Raw genomic sequence first — 12,622 nt, 5'->3', positions numbered from 1 at the left:
GACCGAAGCCCCGTCCTACCGGGAGGTCTCATGGAGATCGTGGTCCGTGGTCGCAACGTCGAGGTCCCTGAGCACTACCGCCAACACGTGGAGGACAAGGTCGGTCAGCTGGAGCGGTTCGACACCAAGCTCTCGCGCATCGACGTCGAGCTCTTCCACGAGAAGAACCCCCGCCAGTCGGCCAGCTGCCAGCGGGTGGAGATCACCCTCCGCGGCAAGGGCCCGGTGGTCCGTGCGGAAGCCGCCGGCCCGGACTTCTACGCCGCCCTCGACCTTGCCTCCGGCAAGCTGGACAACCGGCTGCGCCGGGCCGCCGATCGGCGCCGGGTCCACCACGGTCGGCGCACGCCGGCGAGCGTCCGGCTGAACGGTGCGGCGCTGGACGCGGGGCACTCCGAGCTGCCCATCGAGCAGCAGCTGCAACTGGACCGTGAGCTCGCCTCCGGGCCGCACGTCACCGAGCTCGACGAACACCTGCCCGGGCAGATCGTGCGGGAGAAGCACCATCCCGCGACCCCCATGACCGTCGACCAGGCGCTCCACGAGATGGAGCTGGTCGGACACGACTTCTTCCTCTTCCAGTGCGCCGACACGGGTCAGCCGACGGTCGTCTACCGCCGGCACGCCTACGACTACGGCCTGATCCGGCTCGCGCCGGCATCCCAGGACGGCGCGGTGCCGACCGGCGGGCAGGCGACGACCGCCGCCGGCGTCTGATCGCGGGCGGGAGCGCGGCCGCCGCGCCCCCGCCCGACGCTCACGAGTCCTCCTCGCTGGCGCTCGTCGGCTGCGTTCGCGGCGCTGCTGTGCCCCTTGGTGAGCTCGCAAGCTCGCTCACACGTTGCCGAGGATCCGGTCCACCGTGATCTCCAGAGCCACCCGCGCGGGGTTCTCGCGGGGCTGCCGGTACCGCCGGGCGTAGCGCTCGACGGCGTCGGCGACGGATGCGGCGTCGTCCCGCACCACCGCCGTCCCCTCGAGGGTGACCCAGCGCCGGCCGTCCACCTGGCAGACGGCGACCCGCTGCTGCCCGTCCCGCACGTGGCGGGCCTTGGCCGAGCCGCCGGACGTGATGACCCGCGCGGTGCGGGTCGCGTGGTCGTAGGTGACGCCCACCGGCACCACGTGCGGGCTGCCGTCGGAGCGCAGGGTGGTCAGCGTCGCCAGGTGTCGCTCGGTGAGGAAGTCGAGCAGGCCCTGGCCGGGATCGGAGAGGTCGCGGGCCACCGGCGCAGCGTACGGATGGGGCGCCTGGTGCGCCCGGCCACCGCGCGGCGTGGTCGGGGCGACCGGAGTCCTGGCCGGGCCGCCTACGCTGGGGGCGTGGTGTTCTCGAAGATTCTCCGTGCCGGTGAGGGCAAGCTCGTCCGACGGTTGGGCAAGATCGCCGATGCGGTCGAGTCGATCGCCGACGACTACACCGATCTCAGCGACGCAGAACTCCGGGCGAAGACCGACGAGTTCAAGGAGCGCCACGCCGACGGCGAATCCCTCGACGCGCTCCTGCCCGAGGCCTTCGCAGTCGTCCGGGAGGCCGCGACCCGCACCCTGGGCCAGCGGCACTTCCGCGTGCAACTCATGGGCGGCGCCGCGCTGCACCTGGGCAACATCGCCGAGATGCGCACCGGTGAGGGGAAGACGCTCACCGGTGTGCTGCCGGCGTACCTCAACGCGCTCACCGGCAACGGCGTGCACGTGGTCACGGTCAACGACTACCTGGCCAAGCGCGACGCCGAGTGGATGGGCCGGGTGCACCGGTTCCTGGGCCTGTCGGTCGGCAGCATCCTGTCGGGCCAGACCCCGGCGCAGCGGCGCGAGCTCTACGCCTGCGACATCACCTACGGCACGAACAACGAGTTCGGCTTCGACTACCTGCGCGACAACATGGCCTGGAGCAAGGCCGACCTGGTGCAGCGCGGGCACCACTACGCGATCGTCGACGAGGTCGACTCCATCCTGATCGACGAGGCCCGCACCCCGCTGATCATCAGTGGCCCGGCCGAGTCCAGCGCCAAGTGGTACGGGGAGTTCGCCCGGATCGTGCCGCTCATGAGGCGGGACGTGCACTACGAGGTGGAAGAGGACAAGCGGACCGTCGCCGTCACCGAGGAGGGCGTCGAGTTCGTCGAGGACCAGCTGGGCATCGAGAACCTCTACGAGGCGGTCAACACCCCGCTGATCGGCTACCTGAACAACGCGCTCAAGGCCAAGGAGCTGTTCAAGAAGGACCAGCAGTACATCGTCGCCAACGGCGAGGTCCTCATCGTCGACGAGTTCACCGGCCGCGTGCTGTCGGGGCGCCGCTACAACGAGGGCATGCACCAGGCCATCGAGGCCAAGGAGAAGGTGAAGATCAAGGACGAGAACCAGACGCTCGCCACGATCACGCTCCAGAACTACTTCCGCCTCTACGACAAGCTCTCCGGGATGACCGGTACGGCGCAGACCGAGGCCGCCGAGCTCAACCAGACCTACTCCCTCGGCGTCGTCCCCATCCCCACCAACCGGCCGATGGTCCGGCAGGACCGCTCCGACGTCATCTACAAGACGGAGAAGGCCAAGTTCGACTCCGTCGTGGAGGACATCGCCGAGCGGCACGAGGCCGGCCAGCCGGTGCTTGTGGGCACCGCGAGCGTCGAGAAGTCCGAGCTGCTCTCGAAGTACCTGCTCACGCGCGGGATCCCGCACGAGGTGCTCAACGCGAAGAACCACGCGCGGGAGGCGGCGATCATCGCCCAGGCCGGTCGCCCCGGTGCGGTCACGGTGGCCACCAACATGGCCGGCCGCGGCACCGACATCCAGCTCGGCGGCAACGCCGAGTTCATCGCCGACGAGGCGCTGCGGGCCCGGGGGCTGACACCGACCGACACCCCGGAGGAGTACGAGGCCGCGTGGGACGAGGCCTTGGAGGCGGCCAAGTCCCAGGTGAAGGCCGAGCACGAGGAGGTCACCGAGGCCGGTGGCCTGTACGTGCTGGGCACCGAGCGGCACGAGAGCCGCCGGATCGACAACCAGCTGCGCGGCCGCTCCGGCCGGCAGGGCGACCCGGGGGAGTCGCGGTTCTATCTCTCCCTCGGTGACGACCTGATGCGCCGGTTCAACGGCCCGATGCTCGAGTCGATGATGACCACCCTGCGGGTGCCCGACGACCAGCCGATCGAGTCCAAGATGGTCAGCCGGGCGATCCTCTCGGCACAGACGCAGGTCGAGCAGCAGAACTTCGAGGTGCGCAAGAACGTCCTCAAGTACGACGAGGTCCTCAACCGCCAGCGCACCGTCATCTACGACGAGCGGCGCAAGGTCCTGGAGGGCGCCGACCTGCACGAGCAGGTCCGGACGATGGTCGACGACGTGGTCAGCGCCTACGTCGACGGCGCCACCGAGACCGGTTACGCCGAGGACTGGGACCTCGACCAGCTCTGGACCGGCCTGAAGTCGCTGTACCCGGTGGGGGTCACCGTCGACGAACTGCTCGGCAGCGTCGCCGACGGGGAGCAGTCCGACCTCTCCGCAGACGACCTCAAGAGCGCCATGCTCGACGACGTGCACCGCGCCTACGAGGAGCGTGAGGCCAGGCTCGGGTCCGAGGTCATGCGGGAACTGGAGCGGCGGGTCCTTCTCAGCGTGCTCGACCGCAAGTGGCGCGAGCACCTCTACGAGATGGACTACCTGCGCGCCGGCATCCACCTGCGTGCCATGGCCAACCGCGACCCGGTCGTGGAGTACCAGCGCGAGGGCTACGACATGTTCGTGGCGATGCTGGACGGCATCAAGGAGGAGTCCGTCGGGTTCCTGTTCAACCTCGAGGTGAAGACCAAGGAGGAGCAGGAGGCGGAGGCCAAGGCGAAGCAGGCCGAGGCCGAGGCCAAGGCGCTCGCCGCCGCCCAGGCCGGCACGGCTCGGCTGCTGGCCCGTCAGGCAGCGGCGGCCAAGGCAGCCGCCGGTACCGCGGCGCCCGCCACGGCACGCCGCTCGGCGGCGCCCGTCACGGCGGACGGCAACGGGCAGGCTCCGGCCGAGCCCGTCACGGCGGACGGCGCCGCGAAGGCTCCGGCCGAGCCCGTCACGGCGGACGGCAACGGGCAGGCTCCGGCCGACGCGGCCGCGGCGGAACCGGCACCGTCCGACACTGCGCCGGTGCTGGACGTCAAGGGTCTCGACGAGCCCCGCCGCTCTCCGGAGAACCTGACGTACTCGGCGCCGAGCCTCGACGCCTCACCCGCGGAGACCGGCCGGGCCAAGGCCGCCAAGACGGCGACGGTCTCCGGTACCAAGGAGACGCCGCGCAACGCACCGTGCCCCTGCGGGTCGGGCCGGAAGTACAAGCAGTGCCACGGGGCTGCCAGCTGATCGGGGACTGCGTCCCCGTCGCCGAAAGGCTTCGTCCGGCTCCGCCGGGCTGACTCTCCGTTCCGGCCGAGCAGGTGCGGGATGCTCCGCATGCCGCACGCTCGGCCGAGCTTCGCATGCCGCTCCGGCTCCGGCGGCGGTCAGCCGATCTGAAGGGCGGTGCACCGCCACCGGCCATCGATCCCCTCCAGCCGTGCCGCCACGGCGTGCGCCCGGCCATTGCGGTGGGCGACCGCGCTGATCTCCGCCACCCCGTCGACCGGCTCGCACACCCGCAGCCGGCCGACGATCACGGGCGCGTTGCCCTCGGCGCACCACCGGGGCCGCCGGCCGGCGGACATCGCGGCGTACACGCCGACCGTGGTCAGGGGCTGCAGCTGGGCCAGCGGCCGCCGGCCGGTGAGCGCCTCCAGTGCCATGGTGACCAGGCGACGCGCGACCTCACCGACCGGGGGCAGGTCGGCGCGGCCGCAGAGCACCGGGCCGAACTCGTCCCGGGCGGCCGGGCCCGTCCGGGGGCGCGGTCCCGGGCGCGGGACGGGGCGGGGGACGGATCGCCCGGGCTGGACGAGGCGGAGTGCGGGGCGCGGCTCCAGCGGAGGTTGCGGGGTGGGGACCACCGCGAGCCGCACGGCGGTCCGGCCGGTGGACGGGGCGGGGCGGGGCGGTGCGGTCATCGAAAACTCCCGGGTGGTGGGCTGTGCTGGGCAGGGGGGCGGGTCACGGCAGGGCAGGTGGCCGGAGCACCTGACCGGGAAGGATCAGGTCCGGATCGGGCCCGATGACGTCGGCGTTGGCCTGCCACCAGGCGTGGACGGCGGCGGCCACCTCGCCGGGGGACCCGACCCGACCGATGTCCGCGGTCAGCCGGCGCTCGGCGATGTCCCAGAGGCAGTCACCACGGACGACCACGTGCTCGCCGGCTGCGGGCGTGCGCGGCCAGTCGGGCAGCCTCTCAGCGGTCGGCGGAGTGCTGTGCGACGGCAGCGGGGCCGCCGGGGCCGGCACGGGCGCGTCCGGGGCGGGCCAGTCGGGCACGACCCGCTCGGTGGCCGGGGTCGAGCCGGCCGGCAGCTCCTCCGCCACGGCCGCGGTGGCCGCGAACAGTGGCGCTGCCACCCCCAGGACCGGGGGAGCGACGCCGAGCCCGAGGCCCAGCGCGAGCGCGGCGGCCGAGCGGGCGCCACGGGGAAGCACCCGGCGGAGGGCGAGCTCCGCGACCGCACCGGCCAGACCCGGCAGGGCGGACAGCGCGGTGAGCGTGAGACCCAGCGCGCCCCAAGCCCACACCAGCCAGGCCAGCAGCCCGGCGAGGTGCAGGACCAGCACGTCGGCACCGGCGGTATCAGCGGTGCGCTGGGCGGTGGAGAGCGCGGCCACGGTGTCGGGCACCGACGGGGACAGCGCGGTGAGCGCGGCCGCGATCGCCGCCATGCCCACGGCGGTGCCGAGCAGTCGTCGTACCGACATCTGTCCTCCTCCATCGGTGGCGTCAGCGCACTAAAACAGTCAAATGCATGCAAATGCAAGTATGAGCACCCTCTAGGCTGAGCGGGAGACGAGGTGAGGGCATGCGGTGGCAGCAGCTGTTCGCGGACCTGCAGGCGCAGTTCGACGCGGTCGAAGAGGCGGAGGCGCGAGCCGAGTGGGCGTCGCGGGCCCGGTCGGAGATGGGCGCCGTCCGGCTGACCGACCGGCTCGGGGGATCGGTCGGCGCCGCTGTCACGGTGACCTGCCGGGGCGCGGGGCGGGTCGCCGGCGATCTGGTCGACCTCGGGGTCGACTGGTTGCTCATCGCCGACGAGCGCGGCCGGGACCAGCTGGTCGCGGTCGCCACCGTGCGGAGCGTGGCCGGGCTGGGGCGGTGGACCGCGCCGGCCCAGGAGGAGAGCCCCGTACGGGCGAAGCTGGATCTACGCCGCGCGCTGCGTGGACTGGCGCGGGACCGGAGCGCCGTCCAGGTCCTGCTGGACAACGGGACGACACTGACCGGGACGATCGACCGGGTGGGTGCGGACTACCTCGAACTGGCCGAGCACTCCGCCGATCAGCCGCGCCGGTCCGGCGCCGTCCGCCAGGTCCACGCGGTCGTCATCGACGCGGTCGCTGTCGTGCGGACGCTGCTGCCCGGCTGGGACTAGAGGAGTGATCCCACGGGGTGCGGACGTTCCCGCGGGAACGTCGACAAGCTCCTCGCCTTGACCGCGTTTCCGCGGGAACGCCTGCCGTGCGTGGTCGGCGTGGAGGTGCAGGTGTTGTCGGGATCCACCAGCGAGGCCCCGTCGGCTGCGGGTTGGGCGGCCAGCACCTGCACCCGATGTCCCTGTCTGCCGCAGGAGCCGGGATACGACAAGCGGCTGCGGCGGCTGTCGGCCACCGTGATCTGGCTGATCCACCAGCTCGCCGTCGACACCAGCATCCGGACCGGCGACGTGTGGATGGTCGACTCCACCCCGATCGAATGCGGTCGCTCCCGAGAGTCGGTGCTGCGCTCGGAGCTGGCCGGGTGAGCCGGGTACGGCTACGGCGTAGGAGTCAGGCGCGCTGCTCGGAGGCCCCTGCGGGTGCGCCGGTGTCCGCCTCCGCCGCGGGCTCCGGCGGCACGGCGCCGGCCCGGGCCTCGGCGTACTTCTGCTGGATGAAGCGCTCGAGCTCGTCCACCTCGACGCGCCACTGCCCGCGCCCACCGATCTGGATGGCGATCAGGTCCTTGCGGCGCACCAGCGCATAGGCCTGCGACCACGAGACGTTGAGGATCTCGGCGACGTCGTCGAGGGTCAGGAAGCGGGGCGTGGGCATGAGCGACTCCATCCGTTCGCCGCCCAGTCTGTCAGCCGTGCCGGTGGTCCGTGCCGGTCGTCCACACACGTTCGTGTGGATGACCAGTGCAGGAGAACGGGATCGTGTCGCATCATCTGCGTCCGAACGTCGTCAGCGGTCCGCACCGGCGGGTCAGTGCGCCCACCGGGGCGTCGACGTGCACGAGAGATGAGGTGGCGTGACCGCCGTCCGGAACCCGGGCCCCGCCCCGGACAGCGCTGACCTGCCGAGCGGGCCCACCCCCCGGCGGGTGAAGGCCCCGGGCTGGCTGGACCTCCGCCTGGTCCTGGGTGTCCTGCTGGTGCTCGGATCGGTCCTGCTCGGCGCCCGGGTGGTCAGCGCGGCTGATGCGACGGTCCCGGTCTGGAGCGCCGCCGGCGACCTCGCGGCCGGCACGGAGCTGACCGCCGAGGACCTCGTCGTGGTCGACGTCCGGCTCGACGACGCCGCCGACCACTACCTGGCCGGCAGCACGCGGCCGGACGGGCACATCCTCGCGCGCGGCGTGCGCGCCGGTGAGCTCGTGCCGCGGTCGGCGCTCGAGGAGCCGGCCGACCTCGTGCAGCTGGCCCTGCCGGTGCAGGCCGGATACGTGCCCCCGGGGCTGCAGCGTGGTCAGGTGGTGGACGTCTACGCCGTCGCCGATCCGGCGGCAGGCGCCACCGGCCAGGGCATCGGGAGCGTCACCCTGGTCGTGGGCGGGGCGCCGGTGCAGGCCCTGTCCGGCGGCGCCGACGGGGTCCTGTCGACGCCCACCAGCACCGTGCAGGTGGTGGTCAGCGTGGCGGCCGACGAGGCGGCGGACGTGCTGGCGGCGATCGCCGGGCGCCCGCTGGTCGTGGTCGCCCACCCGGCCGGGGCCGACGCCGGGGAGCGGGTGTCCCCCCGGGCCTCGGCACCGTCGACGGCACCGTCGACGGCTCCGGCTCCGGCTCCTGCCCCTGTCCCGGCCGCCGCACCGGCGGGACCGGCCGGCTGATGGCGCTGCAGGTCTTCACCGCCGTCACCGGTGCGGGCTGGGAGTCCGAGCTGGTCGGCGCACTCGACCGGGACGACCACGGGGTCACCGTCGTCCGTCGCTGCGTCGACGTCTCGGACCTGCTCGCCGCCGCGGCGACCGGCACCGGTCAGGCCGCGCTGCTGTCGGCGGAGCTGCGCCGGCTCGACGGCGACGCCGTCGCCCGGCTGCACGCCGCCGGCGTCGCCGTCGTCGGGCTGGTCGAACCGGGCGACGAGCGGGCGGCCCAGCGCCTGCGCCAGCTCGGTGTCTCGCAGGTGCTGCCGGCCGATGCGGAGCCGGAGTCGATCGCCGAGGCGCTCCGGAACGCCGTCGCGGGAGTGCCCGCGGGAGGGTACGACGTGGCCGACCTCCGGGCGGCGTTGCCGGTGCCCGAGATCCCGGACGCGCCGGAGCTCCCGGCGGTCGGCCGTGGGCGCGTGGTGGCCGTGTGGGGGCCGACCGGCGCCCCGGGGCGGACCACTGTCGCCGTCGGGCTGGCCGACGAGGCCGCTCGGCTCGGGACCTCCGCGCTGCTCGTCGACGCCGACGTCCACGGCGGGGTGGTGGCCCAGGTTCTCGGATTGCTGGACGAGTCACCCGGCCTGGCCGGGGCCGCCCGGCAGGCCGGTGCCGGGACGCTGGACGGCCGGACCCTGGTCGCGCTGGCCTGGGCGGTGCGGCCGCAGCTGCGCGTGCTGACCGGTCTGGCCCGCGCCGACCGCTGGCCGGAGCTGCGGCCGGCTGCCGTCACCGCGGTGCTGGAGGAGGCCCGCCGGGTTGCGGAGCTGACCGTCGTCGACTGTGCCTTCAACGTCGAGGACGACGAGGAGCTGTCCTTCGACACCGCCGCTCCCCGCCGCAACGGCGCGACCCTCGCCGTGCTCGAGCACGCCGACACGGTGCTGTGCGTGACCGGCGCCGACCCGGTCGCCCTGCAGCGCTGCATCCGTGCGCTGGACCAGTTGCGCGAGGTGCTGCCCGAGGTGGAGCCGGTGCTGGTCGTCAACCAGGTGCGCCGGGGCCCCGTGCCGGGCGACCCCCGCCAGGAGGTCGGCGACGCACTGCAGCGGTTCACCGGTCGCCGGCCGCGGTGGTTCCTGCCGGCCGACCGTCGGGCGACCGACGCAGCCCTCGCGGCCGGCCGCACGCTGGCCGAGGTGGCGGCAGGGTCGGGGTTGCGGGCCGGGCTGCGTGCCCTGGCCGCAGCGCTGGCGGGGGTGCCGGTCGCCGACACCGGCCGGCGGAGCCTGCTGCGCCACCGTCGGGCCGGCTGATCGCCCGAGTGTCGGAGGGCCACCCCGCGTCGTAGCGTGGAGCCCGGCCCGTGAGGAGTTCCATGGTCGAGCGGCTGAACACCCTGGATGCCTCGTTCCTGTACCTGGAGGAACCGGGCACTCCCATGCACGTGGGCGGGGTGCTGATCCTCGAGGCGCCTCCCGGCGGCCTCGACGCGCTGGCGTCGCTGGTCGAGGCGCGGCTGTCCCTGGTGCCGCGGTACCGGCAGCGGATCGCGCAGGTTCCCGGCCACCTCGGCCATCCCGTGTGGGTCGACGACCCCGACTTCCAGCTCGCGTACCACCTGCGGCGATCCGGGCTGCCGCGGCCGGGGACGGAGGCCCAGCTGCTCGACCTGGTGTCCCGGCTGACGTCCCGTGCGCTGGACCGGACGCGTCCGCTCTGGGAGGCGTACCTGGTCGAGGGGCTGAGCGGGAACCGGGTCGCGGTGGTCACCAAGACCCATCCGGCCCTGGTCGACGGGCTGGGCGCGCTCGACCTCGGTCAGGTGCTGCTGGACGGGTCACCCGACGCGCCGGTGCCCCAGCCGACGGAGTGGCGGCCGCGGCGCCCGCCCTCGGGCGCCGAGCTCCTGTGGTCGGCCTTCGAGGACTACCGCCGCAGGCCGTCGTCACTGATGGAGCTGGCCCGGTCGGCGGCGACCGACGCGCGGGCCACCGCCGTGCGGATCGGTGGGGTGGCGGGAGGACTCGTCCGAACGGCCCGCTCGGCCATCCTCCCGGCGCCGGACAGCCCGCTCAATGCGCCGGTCGGACGGCAACGGCGGGTGGCGGTGGCCTGCGCCGGCCTGGACGACCTGAAGCGGGTGCGGAAGGCCCACGGCGGCACGGTGAACGACGTGCTGCTCACCGTCGTCGCCGGCGCGCTGCGGGAGTGGCTCCTCTCCCGTGGCGAGCCGGTGGTCGGGGGCACCTCGATCCGGGCGCTGGTGCCGGTCTCGGTCCAGGACGACGACGGCGCGGCGGGCAGCCGCGTCTCCTCCCACCTGGTCGACCTGCCCGTCGGCGAACCCAACCCCCGGGTGCGGCTGGCCCGCCTCACCTACGCGATGCGGGGGGTCACCCAGCACAGCCGGTCGGTGGGCGCGGACAGCCTCATCGCGCTCAGCGGGTTCGCGCCGCCCACGCTGCACGCGCTGGGAGCGCGCGCGGCGCGGGGGCTGTCGCGGCGGCTGTTCAACCTCGTCGTGACCAACGTGCCCGGCCCGCAGGTCCCGCTGTACGCGGCCGGCGGGCGGGTGCTCGAGGTGTTCCCCGTGGTGCCGCTGGCCCGTGGTCAGGGGCTGTCGATCGGCATGACCTCCTACGACGGCACGGTGTTCTTCGGGCTCAACGCCGACCGCGACAGCGTCGGTGACGTCGACGTGCTCGCCGACCTGATCGAGCAGGAGGTCGCGCAGCTGGTCGAGACCTCCGCTTGAGCGCGGTGTCCGGTCGGCGCCGCACGGACTGCGGCGGATACGGTCGGGCGTTCCATCGACGAAGGGGGTCAGCCGGGTGCGCGTGTACCTGCCGGCGACGACGACCGTGCTGCGGAGTCTCGTGGACGAGGGACGGCTGGCCGCCCCGCAGACCGTGTTCGCGGTGACCCCGCGGCTGCGGGACTTCTACGCGCTCAGCGACGCCGGTGCCGACACCGAGGAGCTCGAGTACGCGGCGCTGCTGGCCGCGGCACGCGCCAGCCTGCGGCTGATCGACCTCGATCCGCTGGCCGCCCGCCGCCGCGTGGTGCTCGCGGCCGACGTGCCCGACGCAGCGGTGAGCCCCATGGACGATCCGCACGTCGACCCCGGCGCGGCCCGGGTGGAGCACGAGGTCCGGCTGCAGGACGTGGCGAGCGCCCACATCGACGGGGCCGACGCCGAGGACGACGTCCGGGCCGCGGTGAACGTCGTCCTCGAGGCCGACCTGGGCAGCGACGACGCACAGTTCGTCGTCGACCAGGCCGAGGGGCACGAGCTGGCCTGGTACGCCACCCAGGAGATCGGCCCGGCGCTCGAGCTCCTCTGACCGCCCCGGGCGCCCGCGGATGCGGCGCCGGGCCGCCGCCGTAAGATCACGATCCGTCCAGACGGGTTCCGGCGCGTCGTCGTGGGCGCCCGCTCCGGTGCGCTCCGCGCCGCTGCCGCGGGCCCGCACGTGCGTGTGACGTCGGGAGCGAGTGAGATGCAGTTCGGTCGGTACTACGAGGAGTTCGAGGTCGGGGCCGTCTACAAGCACTGGCCCGGGAAGACCGTCACCGAGTACGACGACCACCTCTTCTGCCTGCTGACGATGAACCACCACCCGCTGCACATGGACGTCAACTACGCGGAGAAGACCACCGACTTCGGGAAGAACGTCGTCGTCGGGAACTACGTCTACTCGCTGCTGCTGGGCATGAGCGTCCCCGACGTGTCGGGCAAGGCGATCGCCAACCTGGAGATCGAGTCGCTGCGGCACGTGGCGCCGACCTTCCACGGCGACACCATCTACGGCGAGACCACCGTGCTGGACAAGACGCCGTCGAAGTCCAAAGACGACCGCGGCGTCGTGTACGTCGAGACGATCGGCTACAAGCAGGACGGCACCGTCGTCTGCATCTTCCGCCGCAAGGTCATGGTGCCCAAGCAGTCCTACGGCGAGGCCCGCGGCGGCGAGCAGCCCGGGCGCCCGGAGCCCACGCCCCGCGGCTGAGCCGGCGCGGCCGGGGGCGTGCGGCCGGTCAGTCCGGCAGCACGCCCCAGCCGCCGAGGGTCTCCACGAGCCGCGGGGTGCACGCCAGCGCGGCCAGGGTCGCGGCGTCGGCGAAGACGGCCTCGGTGGCGTCGTCACCTGCCCGGGGGACCGGGTCCGGGTCGAGCAGCTCGCACGCGAGGTCGGCGACGTCGTAGACGACCGCCCCGGCGTCGATGCGCACCCGGCCCACCACCCGCCCGGCCCGCACCCGCAGGCCGGTCTCCTCCAGCACCTCGCGCTCCACCGCCTGCGCGGCGGTCTCACCCGGCTCCACCCGCCCGCCGGGCACCGACCACAGTCCCCGGCTGGGTTCCTGCCCCCGGCGGATCACCAGCAGCCGGCGCGCGTCGTCGTGCACGATCGCGCCCACGCACGGCACCACCGGTGGGGAGTTCTCCCGCTCGCAGGCCGCCACGTCCGCAGGCTACGCATCCGGCGA

Annotated in this window: 14 protein-coding genes; 9 read left to right on the top strand and 5 right to left on the bottom strand. The window is 73.6% G+C overall.

Annotated elements, in window-relative coordinates:
- The first annotated feature begins 30 nt into the window (after positions 1–30).
- Positions 31–717 carry a ribosome hibernation-promoting factor, HPF/YfiA family gene (hpf, locus tag BLASA_RS18745; protein WP_014377800.1) on the top strand — a complete coding sequence of 229 codons (687 nt, stop codon included), beginning with the start codon at positions 31–33 and terminating at the stop codon, positions 715–717.
- A 117-nt stretch (positions 718–834) separates the two neighbouring features.
- On the opposite strand, the gene BLASA_RS18740 is transcribed toward hpf, so the two are convergent.
- On the bottom strand, positions 835–1,227 hold the full coding sequence (locus BLASA_RS18740) for a pyridoxamine 5'-phosphate oxidase family protein (protein WP_014377799.1): 393 nt from the start codon (positions 1,225–1,227) through the stop codon (positions 835–837).
- A gap of 96 nt (positions 1,228–1,323) precedes the next feature.
- Between BLASA_RS18740 and secA the strand changes: the two genes are divergently transcribed.
- A complete protein-coding gene (gene secA, locus BLASA_RS18735) occupies positions 1,324–4,350 on the top strand; it encodes a preprotein translocase subunit SecA (protein ID WP_014377798.1) in 3,027 nt (1,008 codons plus the stop codon).
- 140 nt (positions 4,351–4,490) lie between these two features.
- On the opposite strand, the gene BLASA_RS18730 is transcribed toward secA, so the two are convergent.
- Both BLASA_RS18730 and BLASA_RS18725 read right to left on the bottom strand, forming a co-directional pair.
- Positions 4,491–5,027, bottom strand: a complete 537-nt coding sequence (locus BLASA_RS18730) for an Rv3235 family protein (protein WP_014377797.1) — start codon at positions 5,025–5,027, stop codon at positions 4,491–4,493.
- A 43-nt stretch (positions 5,028–5,070) separates the two neighbouring features.
- On the bottom strand, positions 5,071–5,820 hold the full coding sequence (locus tag BLASA_RS18725) for a LysM peptidoglycan-binding domain-containing protein (protein WP_014377796.1): 750 nt from the start codon (positions 5,818–5,820) through the stop codon (positions 5,071–5,073).
- A 101-nt stretch (positions 5,821–5,921) separates the two neighbouring features.
- On the opposite strand from BLASA_RS18725, the gene BLASA_RS18720 reads away from it, so the two are divergent.
- Both BLASA_RS18720 and BLASA_RS18715 read left to right on the top strand, forming a co-directional pair.
- Complete coding sequence (locus tag BLASA_RS18720; protein WP_014377795.1) at positions 5,922–6,491, top strand: hypothetical protein; 570 nt, start codon at positions 5,922–5,924, stop codon at positions 6,489–6,491.
- Between the two features lie 57 nt (positions 6,492–6,548).
- Positions 6,549–6,860: a hypothetical protein gene (locus BLASA_RS18715; protein WP_166486592.1), complete on the top strand. Its 312-nt coding sequence runs from the start codon at positions 6,549–6,551 to the stop codon at positions 6,858–6,860.
- 25 nt (positions 6,861–6,885) lie between these two features.
- On the opposite strand, the gene BLASA_RS18710 is transcribed toward BLASA_RS18715, so the two are convergent.
- Positions 6,886–7,149 (bottom strand): helix-turn-helix domain-containing protein, encoded by a 264-nt coding sequence (locus tag BLASA_RS18710; protein WP_041776724.1) that lies wholly within the window; start codon positions 7,147–7,149, stop codon positions 6,886–6,888.
- Between the two features lie 199 nt (positions 7,150–7,348).
- Here BLASA_RS18710 and BLASA_RS18705 point away from each other — a divergent pair, with 199 nt between their 5' ends.
- The 5 genes from BLASA_RS18705 to BLASA_RS18685 all read left to right on the top strand — a co-directional run bounded on the left by BLASA_RS18705 (position 7,349) and on the right by BLASA_RS18685 (position 12,141).
- Complete coding sequence (locus BLASA_RS18705) at positions 7,349–8,149, top strand: SAF domain-containing protein (RefSeq protein ID WP_014377792.1); 801 nt, start codon at positions 7,349–7,351, stop codon at positions 8,147–8,149.
- Positions 8,149–9,444, top strand: a complete 1,296-nt coding sequence (locus tag BLASA_RS18700; protein ID WP_014377791.1) for an AAA family ATPase — start codon at positions 8,149–8,151, stop codon at positions 9,442–9,444. Before BLASA_RS18705 ends, BLASA_RS18700 begins: the two co-directional genes overlap by 1 nt.
- 62 nt (positions 9,445–9,506) lie before the next feature.
- Positions 9,507–10,886: a WS/DGAT/MGAT family O-acyltransferase gene (locus BLASA_RS18695; RefSeq protein ID WP_014377790.1), complete on the top strand. Its 1,380-nt coding sequence runs from the start codon at positions 9,507–9,509 to the stop codon at positions 10,884–10,886.
- A gap of 76 nt (positions 10,887–10,962) precedes the next feature.
- Complete coding sequence (locus BLASA_RS18690) at positions 10,963–11,475, top strand: DUF6912 family protein (protein WP_014377789.1); 513 nt, start codon at positions 10,963–10,965, stop codon at positions 11,473–11,475.
- A 156-nt stretch (positions 11,476–11,631) separates the two neighbouring features.
- The gene (locus tag BLASA_RS18685) at positions 11,632–12,141 is read left to right on the top strand and encodes a MaoC family dehydratase (RefSeq protein ID WP_014377788.1); all 510 of its coding nucleotides are present in this window, start codon (positions 11,632–11,634) and stop codon (positions 12,139–12,141) included.
- 28 nt (positions 12,142–12,169) lie between these two features.
- Here the strand turns inward: BLASA_RS18685 and BLASA_RS18680 are convergent, their stop codons facing one another.
- The gene (locus tag BLASA_RS18680) at positions 12,170–12,598 is read right to left on the bottom strand and encodes an NUDIX domain-containing protein (RefSeq protein WP_014377787.1); all 429 of its coding nucleotides are present in this window, start codon (positions 12,596–12,598) and stop codon (positions 12,170–12,172) included.
- Positions 12,599–12,622 lie beyond the last annotated feature (24 nt).

The organism is Blastococcus saxobsidens DD2 (assembly GCF_000284015.1).
GTDB classification, from domain to species: Bacteria; Actinomycetota; Actinomycetes; order Mycobacteriales; family Geodermatophilaceae; genus Blastococcus; species Blastococcus saxobsidens_A.
The sequence above is the reverse complement of the archived record's forward strand: the minus strand, read 5'-3'. Positions and strand labels throughout refer to the sequence as shown.

Bases quoted from the DNA above. Each gene is read 5' to 3' on its own strand.
- hpf (WP_014377800.1), top strand. From the start codon at position 31: ATGGAGATCGTGGTCCGTGGTCGCAACGTCGAGGTCCCTGAGCACTAC.
- BLASA_RS18730 (WP_014377797.1), bottom strand. From the start codon at position 5,027: ATGACCGCACCGCCCCGCCCCGCCCCGTCCACCGGCCGGACCGCCGTG.
- BLASA_RS18725 (WP_014377796.1), bottom strand. From the start codon at position 5,820: ATGTCGGTACGACGACTGCTCGGCACCGCCGTGGGCATGGCGGCGATC.
- BLASA_RS18720 (WP_014377795.1), top strand. From the start codon at position 5,922: ATGCGGTGGCAGCAGCTGTTCGCGGACCTGCAGGCGCAGTTCGACGCG.
- BLASA_RS18710 (WP_041776724.1), bottom strand. From the start codon at position 7,149: ATGCCCACGCCCCGCTTCCTGACCCTCGACGACGTCGCCGAGATCCTC.
- BLASA_RS18700 (WP_014377791.1), top strand. From the start codon at position 8,149: ATGGCGCTGCAGGTCTTCACCGCCGTCACCGGTGCGGGCTGGGAGTCC.
- BLASA_RS18695 (WP_014377790.1), top strand. From the start codon at position 9,507: ATGGTCGAGCGGCTGAACACCCTGGATGCCTCGTTCCTGTACCTGGAG.
- BLASA_RS18685 (WP_014377788.1), top strand. From the start codon at position 11,632: ATGCAGTTCGGTCGGTACTACGAGGAGTTCGAGGTCGGGGCCGTCTAC.